22 protein-coding genes are annotated in these 19345 nt (G+C 65.5%); 15 read left to right on the top strand and 7 right to left on the bottom strand.

The window, feature by feature from the left end:
- Positions 1 to 13 precede the first annotated feature (13 nt).
- Positions 14 to 1519 carry a choline-sulfatase gene (gene betC / locus FXN65_RS00205; protein ID WP_151131091.1) on the bottom strand — a complete coding sequence of 502 codons (1506 nt, stop codon included), beginning with the start codon at positions 1517 to 1519 and terminating at the stop codon, positions 14 to 16.
- 111 nt (positions 1520 to 1630) lie between these two features.
- Here betC and FXN65_RS00210 point away from each other — a divergent pair, with 111 nt between their 5' ends.
- The 5 genes from FXN65_RS00210 (at position 1631) to FXN65_RS00230 (ending at position 6007) form a co-directional block, all read left to right on the top strand.
- A complete protein-coding gene (locus FXN65_RS00210; RefSeq protein WP_151131092.1) occupies positions 1631 to 2584 on the top strand; it encodes a choline sulfate utilization transcriptional regulator in 954 nt (317 codons plus the stop codon).
- A gap of 139 nt (positions 2585 to 2723) precedes the next feature.
- Positions 2724 to 3710, top strand: a complete 987-nt coding sequence (locus FXN65_RS00215; protein WP_151131093.1) for a phospholipase C/P1 nuclease family protein — start codon at positions 2724 to 2726, stop codon at positions 3708 to 3710.
- Complete coding sequence (locus FXN65_RS00220) at positions 3691 to 4959, top strand: peptidyl-prolyl cis-trans isomerase (protein ID WP_151131094.1); 1269 nt, start codon at positions 3691 to 3693, stop codon at positions 4957 to 4959. The genes FXN65_RS00215 and FXN65_RS00220 overlap by 20 nt, the downstream gene beginning before the upstream one ends.
- A complete protein-coding gene (locus tag FXN65_RS00225; RefSeq protein ID WP_151131095.1) occupies positions 4956 to 5564 on the top strand; it encodes a hypothetical protein in 609 nt (202 codons plus the stop codon). The genes FXN65_RS00220 and FXN65_RS00225 overlap by 4 nt, the downstream gene beginning before the upstream one ends.
- Before the next feature lie 74 nt (positions 5565 to 5638).
- Complete coding sequence (locus FXN65_RS00230) at positions 5639 to 6007, top strand: DOPA 4,5-dioxygenase family protein (protein ID WP_151131096.1); 369 nt, start codon at positions 5639 to 5641, stop codon at positions 6005 to 6007.
- A 100-nt stretch (positions 6008 to 6107) separates the two neighbouring features.
- On the opposite strand, the gene trpA is transcribed toward FXN65_RS00230, so the two are convergent.
- Positions 6108 to 6917: a tryptophan synthase subunit alpha gene (trpA, locus tag FXN65_RS00235; RefSeq protein ID WP_151131097.1), complete on the bottom strand. Its 810-nt coding sequence runs from the start codon at positions 6915 to 6917 to the stop codon at positions 6108 to 6110.
- On the bottom strand, positions 6914 to 8122 hold the full coding sequence (trpB, locus tag FXN65_RS00240) for a tryptophan synthase subunit beta (protein ID WP_151131098.1): 1209 nt from the start codon (positions 8120 to 8122) through the stop codon (positions 6914 to 6916). Before trpB ends, trpA begins: the two co-directional genes overlap by 4 nt.
- Before the next feature lie 138 nt (positions 8123 to 8260).
- Between trpB and FXN65_RS00245 the strand changes: the two genes are divergently transcribed.
- The 4 genes from FXN65_RS00245 to FXN65_RS00260 all read left to right on the top strand — a co-directional run bounded on the left by FXN65_RS00245 (position 8261) and on the right by FXN65_RS00260 (position 10974).
- Positions 8261 to 9151, top strand: a complete 891-nt coding sequence (locus tag FXN65_RS00245; RefSeq protein WP_151131099.1) for a LysR family transcriptional regulator — start codon at positions 8261 to 8263, stop codon at positions 9149 to 9151.
- Positions 9152 to 9210: 59 nt separating this feature from the next.
- Positions 9211 to 9426 carry a dodecin gene (locus tag FXN65_RS00250; RefSeq protein ID WP_044873371.1) on the top strand — a complete coding sequence of 72 codons (216 nt, stop codon included), beginning with the start codon at positions 9211 to 9213 and terminating at the stop codon, positions 9424 to 9426.
- A 156-nt stretch (positions 9427 to 9582) separates the two neighbouring features.
- Positions 9583 to 9807 carry a DUF1161 domain-containing protein gene (locus FXN65_RS00255; protein WP_151131100.1) on the top strand — a complete coding sequence of 75 codons (225 nt, stop codon included), beginning with the start codon at positions 9583 to 9585 and terminating at the stop codon, positions 9805 to 9807.
- 168 nt (positions 9808 to 9975) lie between these two features.
- The gene (locus FXN65_RS00260; RefSeq protein ID WP_151131101.1) at positions 9976 to 10974 is read left to right on the top strand and encodes an LLM class flavin-dependent oxidoreductase; all 999 of its coding nucleotides are present in this window, start codon (positions 9976 to 9978) and stop codon (positions 10972 to 10974) included.
- A gap of 44 nt (positions 10975 to 11018) precedes the next feature.
- On the opposite strand, the gene FXN65_RS00265 is transcribed toward FXN65_RS00260, so the two are convergent.
- Both FXN65_RS00265 and FXN65_RS00270 read right to left on the bottom strand, forming a co-directional pair.
- Complete coding sequence (locus FXN65_RS00265; protein WP_151131102.1) at positions 11019 to 11444, bottom strand: PA0061/PA0062 family lipoprotein; 426 nt, start codon at positions 11442 to 11444, stop codon at positions 11019 to 11021.
- 53 nt (positions 11445 to 11497) lie between these two features.
- Positions 11498 to 11914 carry a PA0061/PA0062 family lipoprotein gene (locus tag FXN65_RS00270; RefSeq protein WP_151131103.1) on the bottom strand — a complete coding sequence of 139 codons (417 nt, stop codon included), beginning with the start codon at positions 11912 to 11914 and terminating at the stop codon, positions 11498 to 11500.
- 56 nt (positions 11915 to 11970) lie between these two features.
- Between FXN65_RS00270 and FXN65_RS00275 the strand changes: the two genes are divergently transcribed.
- The gene (locus FXN65_RS00275; RefSeq protein ID WP_151131104.1) at positions 11971 to 13047 is read left to right on the top strand and encodes an aminopeptidase; all 1077 of its coding nucleotides are present in this window, start codon (positions 11971 to 11973) and stop codon (positions 13045 to 13047) included.
- A 58-nt stretch (positions 13048 to 13105) separates the two neighbouring features.
- Positions 13106 to 13339, top strand: a complete 234-nt coding sequence (locus FXN65_RS00280) for a DUF1161 domain-containing protein (RefSeq protein ID WP_151131105.1) — start codon at positions 13106 to 13108, stop codon at positions 13337 to 13339.
- 146 nt (positions 13340 to 13485) lie between these two features.
- Here FXN65_RS00280 and FXN65_RS00285 read toward each other — a convergent pair whose 3' ends face one another.
- Positions 13486 to 14130 (bottom strand): HAD family hydrolase, encoded by a 645-nt coding sequence (locus tag FXN65_RS00285; RefSeq protein WP_151131106.1) that lies wholly within the window; start codon positions 14128 to 14130, stop codon positions 13486 to 13488.
- A 1-nt stretch (position 14131) separates the two neighbouring features.
- A complete protein-coding gene (locus tag FXN65_RS00290) occupies positions 14132 to 14677 on the bottom strand; it encodes a gamma carbonic anhydrase family protein (RefSeq protein ID WP_151131107.1) in 546 nt (181 codons plus the stop codon).
- A gap of 112 nt (positions 14678 to 14789) precedes the next feature.
- Between FXN65_RS00290 and prlC the strand changes: the two genes are divergently transcribed.
- The 4 genes from prlC (at position 14790) to FXN65_RS00310 (ending at position 19250) form a co-directional block, all read left to right on the top strand.
- Complete coding sequence (prlC, locus tag FXN65_RS00295) at positions 14790 to 16838, top strand: oligopeptidase A (protein WP_151131108.1); 2049 nt, start codon at positions 14790 to 14792, stop codon at positions 16836 to 16838.
- A complete protein-coding gene (locus FXN65_RS00300; protein ID WP_151131109.1) occupies positions 16835 to 17101 on the top strand; it encodes a YheV family putative zinc ribbon protein in 267 nt (88 codons plus the stop codon). Before prlC ends, FXN65_RS00300 begins: the two co-directional genes overlap by 4 nt.
- Before the next feature lie 21 nt (positions 17102 to 17122).
- Positions 17123 to 17899 (top strand): DUF3658 domain-containing protein, encoded by a 777-nt coding sequence (locus FXN65_RS00305; RefSeq protein WP_151131110.1) that lies wholly within the window; start codon positions 17123 to 17125, stop codon positions 17897 to 17899.
- A gap of 292 nt (positions 17900 to 18191) precedes the next feature.
- Positions 18192 to 19250 carry a PA0069 family radical SAM protein gene (locus tag FXN65_RS00310; protein ID WP_151131111.1) on the top strand — a complete coding sequence of 353 codons (1059 nt, stop codon included), beginning with the start codon at positions 18192 to 18194 and terminating at the stop codon, positions 19248 to 19250.
- Positions 19251 to 19345 lie beyond the last annotated feature (95 nt).

A 19345-nucleotide genomic window follows, 5' to 3' on the forward strand; every position in this document is an offset into this window, starting at 1 on the left:
TCGCAAGGGTGAGTCAGGGTTGGGGGAAGCGCGCGCGGCGCTCCAGGTCGTCCAGGTCGATGTGGTTGCGCATGTACTGCTGGCTGGCATCGACGAAGGGCTGGTGGTCCCAGCTCTTCAGCCGGCCATGGGTGAGGGCGTCGGCGACGAAGCGGCGACGGCGCTGGCTCGCCAGTGTGGCTTCGGCGATGGTCGGGATATCCCAACGAACGCGGGCCTCGTCGAGGAACACCGCAAGCAGTGCCTGGTGGTCCGGTGAAGTGGCCAGGTTCTCCAGTTCCTGCGGGTCGTTGGCCAGGTCGAAGAGCAGGCAGGGGTCTTCTTCCGAATAGATGAACTTGTAGGGGCCGCGGCGGATCATCATCAGCGGGCTGGTGGTGCCTTCGGCCATGTACTCGCCCAGTACCCCGTCGTGCCCGCCCTCGCCCCGCAGGTGTGGCAACAGCGAGCGGCCATCCAGCGGCAGGTTGCGTTCCAGCGTGCCGCCAGCCAGATCCACCAGCGTGGGCAGCAGGTCGACAGTGGAGACCGACTGGCTCACCCGGTGCGCCTGGAAGCGGCCGGGGGCGTGGACCAGCAGCGGCACGCGGGCGGCCATCTCGAACCAGTGCATCTTGTACCAGAGGCCACGCTCGCCAAGCATGTCGCCGTGGTCGCCGGAGAACACGACGATGGTGTCCTGCTCCAGGTGGCAGTCGGTGAGGGTCTTGAGCAGTGCGCCGATCTGGTCGTCCACGTAGCTGCAGGCGCCGAAATAGGCACGGCGGGCCTCGCGGATCTTCTCTTCCGGCAGCGGTTTGCCCCAGAGGTCGATGACCTTGAGCAGGCGCTGGCTGTGCGGGTCCTGCTCGGCATCGGCGAAGCGCTGGCGCGGCAGGGGAATGTCCACGTCTTCGTAGCGATCCCAGTACTCTGCCGGAATGGTGTAGGGATCGTGGGGATGGGTCAGCGATACGGTCAGGCAGAACGGCTGGTCAGCGTTGTCGCGAACATGGTCGTAGAGGTACTGGCGGGCCTTGAACACCACCTCCTCGTCGAAATCCAGCTGGTTGGTGCGCACGCAGGGCCCGGCCTGCAGCACCGAGGACATGTTGTGGTACCAGCTCGGGCGCACGTCCGTCTCGTCCCAGTTCACCGCCCAGCCGTAGTCCGCCGGATAGATGTCGCTGGTCAGGCGCTCCTCGTAGCCGTGCAACTGGTCCGGACCGCAGAAGTGCATCTTGCCGGACAGCGCCGTGCGATAGCCGAGGCGGCGCAGGTAATGGGCATAGGTGGGCACGTCGGCGGGAAAATCGGCGGCGTTGTCGTAAGCACCGATCTTCGACGGCAGTTGACCGCTTACCAGGGTGAAGCGTGAGGGGGCGCAGAGCGGGCTGTTGCAGTACGCCGAGTCGAATACCACGCCCTCGGCGGCGAGCCGCGACAGGTTTGGCACCTTGATCGGCGAGGGCGCGTAGAAGGGCAGCAACGGCGCGGCCATCTGGTCGGCCATGATGAAGAGGATGTTGGGTCGTTTCATCGTTCGCTTATCCATACTGTCGAATTATGCGAAAGTGCTGGGGACGATGATTGCGCCAGCGATCAGCCCGGTAAACCGCATAGCGGAACATGACTCGGATAAGAGCTACTTATGGCAGAACTACAGCCTGAGCTGTCCCTGGACCTGCTGCGGGTGTTCGAGTCCGCTGCCCGTCATCTCAGCTTCACGGCGGCCGCAGTGGAACTGGGCACCACCCAGCCGGCGGTGAGCCAGCAGATCCAGCGCCTGGAGAAGCGACTGGCGACCCGCCTGTTCGATCGTGTTTATCGCGGCATCGAACTCACCGACGCTGGCCGTCTGTTGTTCCTCCATGTCCAGGAAGGCTTGCAGGCCATCAGCGCCGGGCTCGAAGCCATCGGCTCGCGGCCCCAGCATGAGGTGCTGCAGGTGGCCACCGATTTCGCCTTCGCCGCCTATTGGCTGATGCCACGCCTGCACCGTTTTCATGAGGCGAACCCCGAGATCGACGTCAGCATCGTCACCAGCGATCGCACCATGAACATGCTGCGCTCGGAGGTGGATATCGCCATCGCCTTCGGTGACGGCCGCTTCAAGCACGGCGAGGCGCTGCTGCTGTTTCGCGAAGAGGTCTTCCCCATCGCCAGCCCGCGCCTGCTGGCCGGGCGTGACAAGCCATTGCCGGTGACAGCCCTGACGGAATTGCCGCTGCTGCACCTCAAGCCCGAAGTGCGGACCCGCTGGTTCGACTGGGGCGCGCTGTTCCGCGAGCTGGGGATCGCCCAGCCACCGGGCTCCGGGATGCTGCGCTTCGACAACTACACCCTGCTGATCCAGGCGGCCATTGCCGGCCAGGGCGTGGCCATCGGCTGGCGCTACCTGGTGGACGATCTGCTCGACCAGGGCCTGCTGGTGCCGGTTCTGGAGACCAGCGTCAGTTCGGATTTCGGTTACTACCTGGTGCAGCCGGAGCGCAAGCGCCGTGCACGGCTGATGAAATGCTTTGTCGACTGGCTGCAGCAGGAGCTGGGTGACGAGGCCCGCCAGGCGCAACTCATCCGGCACCGGGAAGGCATCGCCATCTGACGGGGGCTGCCAAGGCCCAACTATCGGTTGGTTCTGTGCGGATCTGAGACGTTCGTGCCGAAATCGCGCTGCGCTGTCATGCAGCGGGAAAGAACCTCGGCTATCAGTTCAGGCTTCATTCATTTCATGAGCGTTGCCGATGAAAGTCTTCACCTGCCTGGCTGCCGGCCTCAGCCTCTGCGCCCTCGCCGGCCAGGCCAGCGCCTGGTCGCAACCGACCCACAAGAACATCGTCAAGGACGCCCTGGCCTACATGAACTCCCCCTATGCGACGGCGGAAATGCGTGAGGCCTACCAGTTCTACGTGAGCGCCGCCGGCAGCGAGGCCAAGGCGGGGGAAATCCTCGGCCAGGCCGCCTTCGACGTGGATGATTTCAAGGACACCCGCCTGGGCGGCTGGTGGGTCGGCTACGAGTACGCGCCGGTGTGGAACGCCGCCGCCGGCCTGGTGAACTACACCTCCTACTGGCACTTCCTCAACCTCACCCGCGACGGCGACTCCCATGGCAACGCCCATGGCGGCTACGACTATCGCTACCACAAGGTGGACGGCGGCATTGCCGATGTGGACTGGTACGCCATGGTCTATCTCTACAACCGCGAGCTGAAGCGTGGGGACTTCGACACCACCGAAGCCCACTACCGACGGGGCACTCGCTCCAACTGGCAGGAGCACTATGGCGACTTCCAGACCGCCGCCTTCCAGCCCATCGATAACCTCGCCGGCTACTGGTTCGACCAGTTCCGCGCCGCGCCTTCGCTGCAAACCATCGGCTACGCCCTGCACGCCACCGGCGACGTCGCGCAGCCGCACCACGTGTGGGTGACCTCGGCCAACGGCCATTCCAGCTGGGAGGGCTGGGTCGACGACCATTACGCCAGCGAAAAACTCAATGACCAGGCCGCAGTGGCCAACCTCGTCGGCCGCTATGACGCCAGCCGCAGCATGCGCGAGCTGCTGACCCAGACCGGACAGGTCGCCTATGCCCACCCCGAACCGCTGTATGACACCAGCTACGCCACGCGCCTGCGGGTGGCCAGGGAGCTGATCCCCGAGTCCATCGCGCTGACCGTCACCGTGCTGACCAAGGGGGCCGAAAGCTTCAATGCGCCTGAAGGCATCTGAGGTGCGCAGGACCATCGCTGGCCTGGTGCTGGGGTTGTACCTGGGGGGCGCACAGGCCATGCCGGCCGCGCCGGATTTGCGGGTCGACGGCGAGCTGCTGCCGGGCAAGAGCATCGCCCTGCTCGAACAGGTGCTCAGCCGGGTGAAGTTCAACACCGACCCGCAACAACTGCGTCGCGGGCTGCTCGAAAACCACCTGCTGGCCCGCGAGGTGGCGGGCGAGTTGAACGCCCAGAGCCGCAGCGACCTGGACGCCAGCGTCGAGATGGAAGCCGGCAACCTGCTCGAGCAGTACTACGGACGTGCTGGCCGGCAGGACCTGCGGCCCTTCCTGCGCCAGCCGCAGCCGCTCAGTGCCCAGCGCCTGCGCGAAGTGCTGGCTCCGGCTTCCCGCGGATTGGTCGAGAACAGCCTGCAGCTAAGCCCCGAGCAACAGCGCGAAGCCGCGCAGGTGGAGCTGATCCGCTGGCAGTTCCCCGGCCAGCCCGAGCAGCGCCTGGACCTGTTGTTCCTCTACCAGGGCGACAACATCCAGGGACAGGTAGAACTGCAGCAGGGCAACCTGGAATACCTCGCGCAACAGGTGCACACCCGTGTGCAGCGCGACTACCTGTGGTTCCGCCTGGCGCAGGACGGCTTTACCCCGGTGGAACGGCAGGGTCTGAAGGCCCTGGTGCGGGACCGTTTGGTGCGCCAGCGCTACCTGCACCAGATCGGCTTGTACAGCGACTTCCATCATGAATCCGATGCCCTGCGCGAACTGGCGGCCAAGGTCACCGACGCCGAGGCGCAGGCCTATTACCAGCGCAACCGGGCGCGCTACCGCAATGTTGCGGGCGTACAGGCGGCGCATATCCGCCTGCCCGACCAGGCCAGCGCCGATCGCATCCATGCCGAACTGCAACAGGGTCTGGCGTTCGATGAGGCGGTGCGCCGCTATTCCCTGGCGCAGGACAAGGACCGAACGCCACCGGGCGATCTCGGCCCGATCCGTCCCGAGGATGGCGAACTGGACCTGCTGCGCAAGACCGCGTTGATCCAGAAGGCCGACACCCTGTCGCAGCCCATGCGCATTGGCGGTGCTTTCGAGATCGTCCGAGTACGCAGCCGTGAAGACCGGCAACTGCCCCTCAGCGACCGCAGCGTGCGGTACGAGGTGAACCAGGCGGTGGCGCGGGAGAAGCTGGCCGCCGAGTCCGAGGCGCGCCTGGGCCGCCTGCTCGCCAGCGCGCGGGTGGAAGGGCTGTGAAAGCCTGGCTCGGTGTGGCCCTGGCCTGCAGCACGGGCGTTGCGGCGCTGGCCTGCGCGACCGTGCTGCTGACACCGGTGCCGGAGCGGCTATCTGCGTCCGGACCCATGCCACCGCCTGCCATCCCCCCCGCGCCTGCGCTGCCGGTAGCGGCGCCTGCGCCCGTCATCCCTGTGGAAGGTCAAGGCAATCCCTTGGCCGTCGCCGCGCCGGAACGGGAAACACCGCGACTGGACCAGGACGAGGCTATCCAGCTCATGCAGTGGATGGCTGAGAAGGGCGACCCGCGCAGCCCGAGCCTGGGCGGCCTGAAACCGCGCCAGGTTGCCACCGCCACCGAGCTGGCCGACCCGCGTCAGTACGCGGCCCTGGAGGAACGCCAGACCCGCGAGCTGCTCCAGGCCTATGCCGGCGGTGTGCAGCAGATTCCCGAGATTCGTGCGCGCATCGAGGCGGCGGAGCAGAGCGGTGAACGCAGCGCCAGCGAACTCGACGAAGCGCGCGCGGCCCTGGAACAGCTGGAAGCCATGAAGAGCCGGCTCGAAAGCGAAGCGCCGCAGTTGCTTCCCGACGCTGGCGCCCAATCCCCGGCTAAGGGCGGATAGCGGCGGAAAACCTCGCGGCCCGGCCATCGCTTGCAGGTACCATGGAGGCCTTCGGCATTCCGGGAGGCGTGAACATGCAGGACTTTTCCACACCCCGCATCAAGGGCTTTCACGCCCACGTTTACTTCGATTCCACGACCCTCGAACAGGCCCGTACGCTCTGCGAGGAAGCCGCGCGGCGCTTTCCGTTGAAGATGGGCCGCGTGCACGAAAAACTCGTCGGCCCGCACCCCGACTGGAGCTGCCAACTGGCGTTCAAGCCCGATCTGTTCGGTGAAGTGATCCCCTGGCTGGCGCTGCACCGTAATGGCCTCACGGTGCTCATCCACCCCATCACCGGCAGCGACCTGCGCGACCACCGCGACTACCCCATGTGGATGGGCACGATGCGGCCGCTGGATCTGTCCTGCCTCGAAGACGGCGAGATCGAGTACGACCTCTGAAGCATCGACTGATCGACCCCACAGGGATGTCATGGGACGGAACGAAAAAAGCCGCTGCTCCTTTTGGGAGCAGCGGCTTCTTCATGCCCTTGGGCGTGAATCAGGCGCGGGCGCTGCGGACGCCTTCGGCCAGGGTCTTGCAGAGGCTGAGGACGCCATCTACGGCCTGTTCCGGGGTCTGGGCCTTTGCGATCTGGTCCACCAGGGCGGAGCCCACCACCACGCCATCGGCCAGCTTGGCGATGTTGGCGGCGTGTTCGGCGGTACGGATGCCGAAGCCGATGGCCACCGGCAGGTCGGTGTGGCGGCGCAGGCGGGTGACGGCTTCCTGCACGTGTTCCAGGGTCGCGGAGCCGGCACCGGTCACGCCGGCTACCGACACGTAGTAGACGAAGCCGGAGCTGCCATCGAGTACCACGGGCAGGCGCTTGTCATCGGTGGTCGGCGTGGTCAGGCGGATGAAGTCGATGCCCGCGGCCTGGGCCGGGTGGCAGAGGTCTTCGTTATGTTCCGGCGGCAGGTCGACCACGATCAGGCCGTCCACGCCGGCTTCCTTGGCGTCGCTGATGAAACGGTCCACGCCGTAGTAGTGGATGGGGTTGAAGTAACCCATCAGCACCAGCGGAGTGGTCTGGTTCCCGGTGCGGAATTCGCGAACCATCTGCAGGGTCTTGGCCAGGTTCTGCCTGGCACCCAGCGCACGGATGTTGGCCAGCTGGATGGACGGACCGTCGGCCATCGGGTCGGTGAAGGGCATGCCCAGTTCGATGACGTCGGCGCCAGCGTCCGGCAGGCCCTTGAGGATGGCCAGGGAGGCGTCGTAGTTCGGGTCGCCGGCGGTGACGAAGGTCACCAGGGCGGCGCGGTTCTGTTCTTTCAGTTCGGCGAAGCGGGTCTGCAGGCGGCTCATGCTTTCTGCTCCTGTTGCATGTGGTGCATTACGGTCTGCATGTCCTTGTCGCCACGGCCGGAGAGGTTCACCACCATCAGGTGGTCCTTCGGCAGCTTCGGCGCGCGCTTGAACACTTCAGCCAGGGCGTGGGAGCTCTCCAGCGCCGGGATGATGCCTTCCAGGCGGCAGCAGGTGTGGAAGGCTTCCAGGGCTTCATGGTCGGTGATCGAGGTGTACTCGACGCGGCCGATGTCGTGCAGCCAGGCGTGCTCCGGGCCGATGCCGGGGTAGTCCAGGCCGGCGGAGATCGAGTGGGCGTCAATGATCTGGCCGTCTTCGTCCTGCAGCAGGAAGGTGCGATTGCCGTGCAGCACGCCCGGTACGCCGCCGTTCAGGCTGGCCGCGTGCTTGCCGGTTTCGATGCCGTGGCCGGCGGCTTCCACGCCGACGATCTTCACCGAGGTGTCATCGAGGAACGGATGGAACAGGCCCATGGCGTTGGAACCGCCGCCGATGCAGGCGACCAGCGAATCGGGCAGGCGCCCTTCCTTCTCGGCCAGCTGCTCGCGGGTTTCCTTGCCGATCACGGCCTGGAAGTCGCGGACCATGGCCGGATAAGGGTGCGGACCGGCGACGGTGCCGATCAGGTAGAAGGTGCTGTCGACGTTGGTCACCCAGTCACGCAGGGCTTCGTTCATCGCGTCCTTCAGGGTGCCGGTGCCGGCGGTGACCGGGATCACCTCGGCGCCGAGGAGCTTCATGCGGAAGACGTTGGCCTGCTGGCGGTCGATGTCGGTGGTGCCCATGTAGATCACGCACTGCAGGCCGAAGCGGGCGGCCACGGTGGCGGTGGCCACGCCGTGCATGCCGGCGCCGGTCTCGGCGATGATGCGTTTCTTGCCCATGCGCCTGGCCAGGAGGATCTGGCCGATGCAGTTGTTGATCTTGTGCGCGCCGGTGTGGTTCAGCTCTTCGCGCTTGAGGTAGATCTTCGCGCCGCCGAAGTGCTCGGTCAGGCGCTCGGCGAAGTACAGCGGGCTCGGGCGGCCGACGTAGTCGCGCTGGAAGTAGGCCAGCTCTTTCTGGAATTCCGGATCATCCTTGGCCTTTTCGTACTCGCGGGCCAGGTCGTGGATCAGCGGCATCAGGGTTTCGGCGACGTATTGTCCACCGAAGCTGCCGAAGAGGCCCTTGGCATCGGGGCCGGTGCGCAGAGAGGTCATGCTGGACTCCTGTTTCTGCACCCCTCGTGCGTCGACGAGGGGCTGGGGAAGAGGGTTGATGGCGCCATTCTACCTCTGGCGAGGTGACGGAAAAGCGATTAGATTGCCTTTACCTGTCAGGAAAACTCACGAATAGCCATGAGCCGCGACCTGCCTCCCCTGAATGCCCTTCGCGCCTTCGAGGCCGCCGCCCGACTGCAGAGCATCAGCCGCGCGGCGGAGGAGCTGCACGTCACCCACGGTGCCGTGAGCCGGCAGGTGAGGATGCTGGAGGAAGAGCTGGGCATCGCGCTGTTCAGCAAGGACGGTCGTGGCGTAAAACTCACGGATGCCGGCCAGCGTTTGCGCGATGCCGCCGGTGACGCCTTCGAGCGTTTGCGCAGCGCCTACGCCGACTTGCAAAAACGCAGCGAGGATGCGCCCTTCGTCCTCGGTTGTCCGGGCAGCCTGCTGGCGCGCTGGTTCATTCCACGCCTGGACCGGCTCAACCGCGAACTCCCCGAACTGCGCCTGCAGCTTTCGGCCAGTGAGGGCGAGCTGGACCCGCGTCGTCCCGGCGTGGACGCCACCCTGTGCTTCGCTGAGCCGCCCTGGCCGGCGGACATGCGGGTGTTCGAGCTGGCCGCCGAATCCATCGGCCCGGTACTGAGTCCGCGCTATGCCCGTCACGACGTGCTGGTCCGCGCCGCGCCTGCCGCGCTGCTGGATGAGGCCCTGCTGCACACCGTATCGCGGCCCCAGGCCTGGCCGCAGTGGGCCGCGGCACAGGGGCTGGACCCGGGCCGTTTGCGCCTGGGCCAGGGGTTCGAGCATCTCTACTACCTGCTGGAGGCGGCCGTGGCCGGACTCGGCGTGGCCATCGCCCCGCAGCAGCTGGTCGCCGACGAACTCGCGTCCGGCCGCCTGATAGCGCCCTGGGGCTTCGTCGAAACCCCGGCGCGCCTGGCGCTCTGGGTGCCGGCACGGCAACTGGATCGTCGCGCCGAACGCCTGGCCCTGTGGTTGCGTGAGGAGCTGACGGGCCGATAGCGGCATTCTTGGCTAGCCTTGCAGGGGAACCCACCCGGGCCTGTCACAGGAGATGCGCCATGTCTGATCACCACACCTACAAGAAGATCGAGATCGTCGGTTCCTCCCGCAACAGCATCGATGAGGCGATCAGCAATGCTGTCGTCGAGGCGGCGAGGACAATTCGCAACATGGACTGGTTCGAGGTCGTGGAAACCCGTGGGCATATCGAGAACGGTCGCGTCGGCCATTACCAGGTGACCCTGAAGATCGGCTTCCGCATCAGCGACAGCTGACGCGCCGCCAGCTCCCGCGCGGGATAGCGAGGTGACGCACATCCTCCCTCGCCTGAATTGGGCTAGTCTCTGGCCGTCCACTCCTGGCCTTCCTGGATCCAGGCGGGAGCGGATGGCTCTTGCGAGCCCTTCATTCATCACGAGGGAGCGTTACACATGAAGAAACTGCTGTTGGGCCTTGGCCTGTTCACCCTGGCCGGTTCGGCCTTCGCCGCCGTGAAACCCTGCGAAGAGCTCAAGGCCGAAATCGACGCCAAGCTCAAGGACAAGGGCGTCGTTTCCTACAGCCTGGAAGTCGTCGACAAGGGCAATGCCGCCGGCAAGCAGGTGGTGGGTACCTGCGAGGGTGGCAGCAAGGAAATCACCTACCAGCGCAATTGATCGTGCGGCACTCCCCGGGCCGGCGCCTGTGCCGGCCCAATCCTTACCTTCTGGTGCCCTGGTTACCGAAAAGTGCCTTCTAGCGGCCTTGGTCGCTAATCCCTAGAGTAAGACCTACTGATTCACTCGGATAAGGCTCCAAGCCTTTCCCTCGCCAAGGTCTTGCCTATGTCTGCCCTGTCCAAGCTGCCCCTTTCCGTTCTCGATCTGGCCCCCGTGCGCGACCACGGCGGCGCCACCCAGGCCTTGCACAACTCCCTGGAGCTGGCGCGTCACGTCGAACAGCTGGGCTTCTCGCGTTTCTGGGTCGCCGAGCACCACAACATGGACGGTATCGCCAGCTCCGCGACCGCCGTGCTGCTCGCCTACCTGGCCGGCGGTACGTCGCGCATCCGTCTGGGCTCCGGCGGCATCATGCTGCCCAACCACGCGCCACTGGTGGTCGCCGAACAGTTCGGCACCCTCGCCAGCCTCTATCCGGGCCGCATCGAGCTGGGCCTTGGCCGCGCGCCGGGGGCTGACCATCTCACCGCCCGCGCCCTGCGTCGCGACCGCCTGGGCAGCGCCGACGACTTCCCGCAGGACGTCGAAGAGCTGGAAATGCTCCTCGGTCCGCGCCAGCCGGAGCAGAAAGTGATCGCCATGCCGGGTGCGGACACCAACGTGCCCATCTGGCTGCTCGGCTCCAGCCTGTTCAGCGCCCAGCTGGCCGGGCAGAAAGGCCTGCCGTACGCCTTCGCCTCGCACTTCGCACCGCGCTACATGCATGAGGCGATTCGCGTCTACCGCAATCATTTCCGCCCCTCGGCGGTGCTGGACAAGCCCTACGTGATGCTGGGCGTGCCGCTGGTGGCGGCGCCCACCGACGAAGAGGCGGAATTCCTCGCCACCACGGTGTACCAGCGGGTCCTGGCGCTGATTCGCGGCGAAAGCCTGGTATTGCGCCCACCTGTGGAAAGCATGGCGGGTCGCTGGCTGCCCCATGAGAAGGATGCGGTGGGCAGTTTCCTGGCCATGGCCATGGTGGGTGGCCCGGAGAAGATCCGTGCGCGCCTGCAGGTGCTACTGGACCAGACCGATGCCGACGAGCTGATCTTCACCTGCGACCTTTACCAGCACGAGCACCGGCTCAGGGCGTTCGACATCCTTGCCAGTCTTCGCGACTGAAGTACGTAAGCAGGGCGGCAGCGGCCAGTGCGGCCGCTTTCAGTTCAGAAGGGGCCGCAGCGCGGGAAGATCTCATGGCGCGCCAGTACATTGCGCTGGTCGTCGTAGAGCCAGGCCATGGGCTGGTTGGCGGCGTTTCGGGCTTCCACGCGGTAGCGCTTGCCGGCCTCGAACTGGTCGTAGTGCAGCTCCATGTAGCAGGTAATGATGGTGGGTTCGGCGTTCATGCCGAAGCCGCCACCGCCGCCGCCGGCTTCGAACTGGTAGCGCAATTCCAGTTCATGCTTGCCGGGCATTACCTGGTAGTAGCGGCCGTCGCCCCAGCGCTTGTCGTCGAGGCGGTTGGCCATGAGGGTGTCACTGGGGTCGGGGGCGACGTCGATCCACGCCATCCGCGGATCGGGTTCTGGCAGCTTGCTGGCGCAGGCGCAGAGGCTGGCCAGCAGCGTCAGGGCCAACAGCATGCGCATGAAGAAGCTCCTGAAGGGATAGGTGCGTTCAGCATACCCCTATGTCGGAGATTTCAGACATCGCCGCAGCGACTTTCCCGGGCCTTGGCGACTTCCTGGTTGCGCTCGTCATACAGCCGCGCCCAGGGGCGGAAACCGATACCACCGGCCTGCAGCAGGTAGCGCTCGCCCGCTGCGAAGTCGGCGTAGGCCAGCTTGAGCAGGCAGGTGCGCCGATAATTCGTGCTGCCCTGGCCGATGTCGTGGCCGCCCACGTCGAACTCCAGGCGCACCTCCAGTTCGTGCCGGCCCGGCGTGACCTGGAAGTAGCGCGGGTCGGAAAGTGCCTGGTCATCCACTCGGCTGGCCTGGATGTCCTGGCCTTCCTGCTTGTGCAGGGAGATCCAGGCCTGGTTCGGATCGTGGCTGGGCAGCATCAGGGCGCAGCCGCCAAGGCTGAGAAGCGGCAGGAAAAGCAGCAGAGGGCGCATGGAGGGCTCCAACAGGCCAGTAGTGGTGGATGGCTCCGATGCGCTAGTGTCGCGGCATGCTGACCACCCTTGTTATCGAACTGCTTGACCGCATCCACAGGCCCTGGGTTCCCCTGCTGGGCGCCGTGCTGCTGAGCGGTTGTTCCAGCCTGGATTACTACGGCCAGTTGGCGCGCGGACAGCTCGCCCTGCTGCACGCCCGCCAGCCGGTACAGACGCTGATCGACGACCCCGCCCAGCCACAAAGGCTGCGCCAGCGCCTGGCACTCACCCAGGCGGCACGAACCTTCGCCAGTGCGTCCCTGGGGTTGCCGGACAACGGCAGCTACCGCGTCTACGCCGATATCCGGCGGCCCTATGTGGTGTGGAACCTGTTCGCCACGGCGGAGTTTTCCCTGCAGCCGGAAACCCACTGCTTTCCCATCGCCGGTTGCGTCGCCTATCGCGGCTACTACCAGTTGAGCCGTGCCAGAGGCGCGGCGGCATTGCTCAAGCAACAGGGCCTGGATACCTGGGTGGGCGGCGTCGAGGCCTATTCCACCCTGGGCTGGTTCGACGACCCGTTGCTCAACACCATGCTGCGCTGGGATGACGACCGCCTTGCCGCGCTGATCTTCCATGAACTGGCCCACCAGCAGCTGTATGTGCCGGGGGATACGGCGTTCAACGAGTCCTTCGCCAGCTTCGTCGAGCGCGAAGGCCTGGACCAGTGGCGCGCCAGTCGTGGCCTTTTCACCCGGGGCGACGAAGACTCCCGGCGCCGGGACGCCCTGACCCGCCTGGTGCTGGATGCCCGCGAGCGCCTGGAACAGCTCTACGCCAGCGGCTTGCCGCCCGAGCGCATGCGCCAGGCCAAGGCCGGGGAATTCGAGCGCCTGCGCCGCGACTACCGCGCCATGCGCGACCGCGATTGGGGCGGCTACAACCGCTTCGACGCCTGGATGGAAGGACCGATGAACAACGCCAAGCTGCTGCCCTTCGGGCTCTACGACCAGTGGGTACCGGCCTTCGCCGCGTTGTTCCGCGAGGCGGGCGGAAATTGGCAAGCCTTCTACCGGCGCGCCGGGGAACTGGGGGATCTGCCTCAGCAGGAACGCATGCGAGCACTGGAAAGCCTGGTGGCTAACCGCTAGAACTTGCCTGGCTGGCCGTCAGTCCAACGGCCAGGACATCAAGGAAATGGAGTTGGCGATGAGAAAAGTTGCTGTAGTCCTGATGCTGGGCGCGCTGGCAGGCACCGCTGTGGCGGCACCCAAGCCCTGCGAGGAGCTGAAGCAGGAAATCGAAGTGAAGATCCAGGCCGCCGGCGTCACCAGCTACACGCTGGAGATAGTCCCCAACGCCGAAGTGAAGGACCAGAACATGGTGGTCGGCTCCTGCGAGAACGGCACCAAGAAGATCATCTACCAGCGCAATGGGGATTGACTCGTTACAGGGCATTGCCTTGTAGGCGCGAATTCATTCGCGAAAGGCCGCGCTGCGGCCTCTCCTTGAAACCTGGTTGAGCAGGTCTTCGACCTGCATCGCGATTGAAATGGCTCCCACAGAATGCGGAGTCTCGCCGTCCGCTCTCAACCAAACGCCCGGCTCAGCTCATCCAGGCTGGCGAAGTAGTAGGCCGGCGCCTCGCCCATCAGCTCCTCGCGGCTGCCGAAGCCGTAACCCACGCCCGCGCCGTGCAGGCCGTTGCGGTTTGCGCCGATCAGGTCGTGCTTGCGATCACCGATCATCAGGGTGTCGGCGCGGTCCAGGCGTTCAGCTTCCAGCAGGTGGGCGATCAGCTCCACCTTGTTGGTGCGGGTGCCGTCCAGTTCGCTGCCGTAGATGTGCTTGAAGTGCCGGTCGAAGCCGAAATGCCGGGCGATCTCGCGGGCGAATACGGTCGGCTTGCTGGTGGCGATGTACAGGGTGCGGCCCTGTTCGCGCAGGCGTCCGAGCAACGCATCGATGCCGTCGAACATGTGGTTCTCGTAGAGCCCGGTGACCTTGAAGCGGTCACGGTAGTGGTTCACCGCTTCCCAGGCACGTTCCTCGGGGAGGTCGTAGGTCTGCATGAAGCACTGCAGCAGCGGCGGGCCGATGAAGTGCTCCAGCTTCGCCAGGTCAGGCTCGTGGATATCCAGTTTGCCGAGCGCGTACTGCACCGAACGGGTGATGCCCTCGCGCGGGTCGGTGAGGGTGCCGTCGAGGTCGAAGAGGATGTTGCGGTAATCCATCTCAGCCCCCGTAGCCTTCGGCGATGTGCAGGTCCTTCAGCTTCACGTAGTTGGCCGCGCTGTAGGTGAAGAAGGCCTTTTCCTTGTCGCTCAGCGGGCGGGCCTGTTTCACCGGGCTGCCGACGTAGAGGTAACCGCTTTCCAGGCGCTTGCCCGGCGGCACCAGGCTGCCGGCGCCGAGCACCACGTCGTCCTCGATCACCGCACCGTCCATGACGATGCTGCCCATGCCGATCAGCACCCGGCTGCCGACCTTGCAACCGTGCAGCAGGGCCTTGTGGCCGATGGTCACGTCGTCACCGATTTCCAGCGGGTAGCCGTCGGGGTTGAACGGGCCGGCGTGAGTGATGTGCAGCACGCTGCCATCCTGGACGCTGGTGCGGGCGCCGATGCGGATGCGGTGCATGTCGCCACGGATGGTCACCAGCGGCCAGACCGAGCTGTCGTCGCCGAGGTGCACGTCGCCGATGACCACGGCGGAGGCATCGACGAAGACCCGCTCGCCGAGCTGGGGGCTGATGCCCTGGTAGGTTCTGATCGGGTTCATAGAAATTCCTGAGGCTGCGTCAGCCGGCGATTGTAATTAAGATGGCTCCCATCCGGGCTGTGTCTCGTCTCCTCGCGCAGCCTGCGCCCTTCCTCGAATACAGGTGAATGCCGTGACCCTGAGCAATCCCCTCCTGCAGGACTTCGACCTGCCGCCCTACTCCGCCATTCGTCCGGAACATGTCGAACCGGCCGTCGACCAGATCCTCGCCGAAAACCGTGCGGCCATCGCCGAACTGCTCCAACGCCAGGACGGCACCCCCACCTGGCAGGGGCTGGTTCTGGCACTGGACGAACTGGGCGAACGCCTGGGGCGAGCCTGGAGCCCGGTGAGCCACCTGAATGCCGTGTGCAACAACGCCGAACTGCGCAATGCCTATGAGGCCTGCCTGCCCAAGCTGTCCGAATACTGGACGGAAATGGGCCAGAACCGCGCGCTGTTCCAGGCCTACGAGGCGCTGGCCGCGGGTCCCGAAGCCGCCGGTTTCGATGTGGCGCAGAAGACCATCCTCGACCATGCATTGCGCGACTTCCGCCTGTCCGGCATCGACCTGCCGGCCGACAAGCAGCAGCGTTACGGCGAAATCCAGATGAAGCTGTCCGAGCTGGGGAGCCGCTTCTCCAACCAGTTGCTGGATGCCACCCAGGCCTGGACCCGGGAAATCCACGACGAAGCAGCCCTGGCCGGTCTCACCGATTCGGCCAAGGCACAGATGAAGCAGGCTGCCGAAGCCAAGGGCCTCGGCGGCTGGCTGATCACCCTGGAATTCCCCAGCTACTACGCAGTGATGACCTACGCCGACGACCGCGCCCTGCGCGAAGAGGTCTACACCGCCTACAGCACCCGCGCCTCCGACCAGGGGCCGAACGCCGGGCAGAACGACAACGGCCCGGTGATGGCCGAAATCCTCGACCTGCGCCAGGAGCTGGCCCGCCTGCTGGGCTTCGAACATTTCTCCGACCTCAGTCTGGCCACCAAGATGGCCGAGTCCACCCCGCAGGTGCTGGGCTTCCTTCGCGATCTCGCCAAGCGCAGCAAGCCGTTCGCCGCCAAGGACCTGGACGAACTCAAGGCCTTCGCCGCCGAGCGCGGCGTGAGCGACCTGCAGAGCTGGGACGTGGGCTACTTCAGCGAGAAGCTGCGCGAACAGCGTTACAGCATTTCCCAGGAAACCCTGCGCGCCTACTTCCCCGTCGACAAGGTGCTGTCCGGCCTCTTCGCCATCGTGCAGAAGCTCTACGGCATCGAAATCCGCGAGCTGTCCGGCTTCGACACCTGGCACCCGGATGTGCGCCTGTTCGAGATCAGCGAGAACGGCCAGCACGTCGGTCGCTTCTTCTTCGACCTCTATGCCCGCGCCAACAAGCGCGGCGGCGCCTGGATGGACGGTGCCCGTGACAAGCGCCGCAACGTCGGTGGCGAACTGGTGAGCCCGGTGGCCAACCTGGTCTGCAACTTCACCCCCGCGGTGGGCGACAAGCCGGCCCTGCTGACCCACGACGAAGTCACCACCCTCTTCCACGAGTTCGGCCACGGCCTGCATCACCTGCTGACCCGCGTCGAGCATGCCGGTGCTTCCGGCATCAATGGCGTGGCCTGGGACGCGGTGGAGCTGCCCAGCCAGTTCATGGAGAACTGGTGCTGGGAACCCGAAGGCCTGGCGCTGATCTCCGGCCACTACCAGACCGGTGAGCCCTTGCCCCAGGACCTGCTGGACAAGATGCTGGCGGCGAAGAACTTCCAGTCCGGCCTGATGATGGTGCGCCAGCTGGAGTTCTCCCTCTTCGACTTCGAACTGCATGCCACCCATGGCGATGGCCGCGGTGTCCTCGATGTACTGGAAGCGATCCGCTCCGAAGTCGCGGTGATGCGTCCGCCGGTTTTCAACCGCTTTGCCAACAGCTTCGCGCACATCTTCGCCGGCGGTTACGCAGCCGGTTACTACAGCTACAAGTGGGCGGAAGTGCTGTCCGCCGACGCCTTCTCCCGCTTCGAGGAAGAAGGGGTGCTCAATCCGGCTACCGGCCGCGCATTCCGCGAGGCCATCCTGGCCCGAGGCGGTTCCCAGGAGCCCATGGTGCTGTTCGTCGACTTCCGCGGTCGCGAGCCCTCCATCGACGCCCTGCTGCGCCATAGCGGCCTGACGGAGGACGCAGCATGACCGCCACACCGAAGCGCTTCATCGCCGGCGCCGTGTGCCCGGCGTGCAGCGAGATGGACAAGATCCAGATGTGGGACGAAGACGGTGTGCCGCACCGTCAGTGCGTGGCCTGCGGCTACGCCGACACCCTGAACGCCCAGGGCCAGTCGGTGCCGAAGGAACTGGGTACCCGGGTCAACCAGGTGAAGCCGAAAGTGGCCGATCCCAAGGTGCAGGGCGTGCAGTTCTTCCCCAATCCGAAGCTGAGGAAGCCCGGCGAGTGAGCTGAGCGCCAAGGAGGGCGAATGTGGCATCTGGTGTGTGGTGATGTGGCGGCAGCAGGCGTAACCCGTGTCATCGGTGTGGACGTCGCCGCCCGCGCATTGCGCGTGCTGCGTGACGACCTGGCGGTGGGGCCACTGGTGGATGTCGAGACGCCGCCCTGCACGCTCCGCGCACAGTTCTGGCGGGACGTCTGGCCCAGCACGGTGACGCCGCGGCCGGACTTCGGTATTGGGCTCTGCGCCGATGCCGACTGGCTTGCCGCGCTGAAACGGCAAGATCGGCCGGTCACCCTCTGGCATGGCGACAGCTGCTCCGAACAACTCCTGCTGGCCCGCGTCGCGGCCGCTCTGGAAGGTAGCGACCTGCCGTTCTGGGAAGTGCCTTGTGGCACCGGCGACAGCAGCGTCGAGACGCGTCGAGCGGTAGGCATGATCGACCCCGCCGGGCTGGGCGCGTATTTCCTGCCGAAGCAGGTCGATGTCGGGCGCAAGGCGTTGCTCGCCAGCCAGTGGCGCAGCGCCGTGGCCGGCAATGCCGATGTTCGCCGCTGGCAGAAGGGGGATTTCCGGGGTGAGGATCATCGCAAGGTGGATGCCATCCTCCTCGGTGCCTGCACGTCGGACTGGCAGCCGCTGGCGCGGGTGATGACCGAGCTGATGGGGCAGAGCGACGGCTTCTTCGCCACCGACTTCTTCGCCTTCTGGCGCGCTCGTGAGCTGGCTGCCCAGGGACGTCTCGAACTGGGCGGCACCGCTGGCCAGGACGGCCACGGCGGACTCACCGTTCGCCTGAGCTGACGATTGTTCTGCTTTGCGGGAGCGAATTCAGTCGCGAATGAATTCGCTCCCGCAGGTATCCCCGTCATGGCAGTCGCAGGGTGGACCACGCTTCGCCGGTCCACCATTCGAGGCCTGGCATGGCGCCTCTGGTGGATGGAAAAGCGCCATCCACCCTGGAAGGCTGCAGTGCTGACATGGAATTTCCCACGGATAGCCCTGCCGCTGAGCACGCACCGTCCGGCAGAATCCAGCTAGTCGTAGGAAGAATCTCCATATACTGTATGAATATACAGTTTGCGGAGATTCTTCCATGCCTGCCCCTCTTCCGCCCCGTGGCCGTGGTACGGCCAGCAACCCCTTCAATCGCTTCTCACCGACCACCTCGGTGGCGATGGATGACGGCTGGTTCCAGGAAGTCCCGCCCAGCCGCGCGACCGAAGTGCGGCAGGAAACCGCCAAAAGCATCATCACCCGCAACCAGTCGCCGGACCTGCCCTTCGACCGTTCGGTGAATCCCTACCGCGGCTGCGAGCACGGCTGCATCTACTGTTACGCCCGGCCCAGCCATGCCTACTGGGACATGTCGCCGGGGTTGGATTTCGAAACCCGGCTCATCGCCAAGACCAACGCCGTCGCCCTGCTCGAACAGCAGCTCTCCAAGCCGGGTTACCAGTGCGCGCCGATCAACCTCGGTTCCAACACCGACCCGTACCAGCCCATCGAGCGCGAATACCGCCTCACCCGCCAGACCCTCGAAGTCCTGCTGCGCTACCGCCACCCGGTGACCATCGTTACCAAGGGCTCGCTGGTGCTGCGCGACCTCGACCTGCTCACTGATCTGGCAGAGCAGAACCTGGTGGCGGTGATGGTCAGCCTCACCACCCTCGACGATGAACTGAAACGCACCCTGGAACCTCGCGCCGCCGCCCCGTCGGCACGCCTGCGGGCGATTCGTGTGCTGAGCGAGAACCGCGTCCCGGTGGGTGTGCTCTGTTCGCCGATGATCCCCATGGTCAATGACATGGAGCTGGAGAGCCTGCTGGAAGCGGCTCGGGATAATGGTGCGCTACAGGCGAACTACATGCTGCTGCGCCTGCCCAGGGAGGTGGGCCCGCTTTTTGAAGAATGGTTGCAAGCGCATTACCCGCAGCGCGCCGCCCATGTGATGAGCATCATTCGCCAGTGCCGTGGCGGGGAAATCTACGACAGCCGTTTCGGCCACCGCTTCAAGGGCCAGGGACCTTTCGCCGAATTGCTGGCGCAGCGTTTTGCCGTCGCCATCCGCAAGCTGGGACTGAACCGGCGACGCGACTATGAGCTGGACTGTTCACGCTTCTGTCCGCCCGGTGGACAAATGGCGTTACTTTGAAGTGTGACTCGGGGGGCTGTTACGACAGTCCTGTAGGAATTCAAATGCCGGCAATACGTGGATAATGCGCGGCATAAAAGACAATTCCTACGATC

Source organism: Pseudomonas lalkuanensis, from assembly GCF_008807375.1.
GTDB classification, from domain to species: Bacteria; Pseudomonadota; Gammaproteobacteria; order Pseudomonadales; family Pseudomonadaceae; genus Metapseudomonas; species Metapseudomonas lalkuanensis.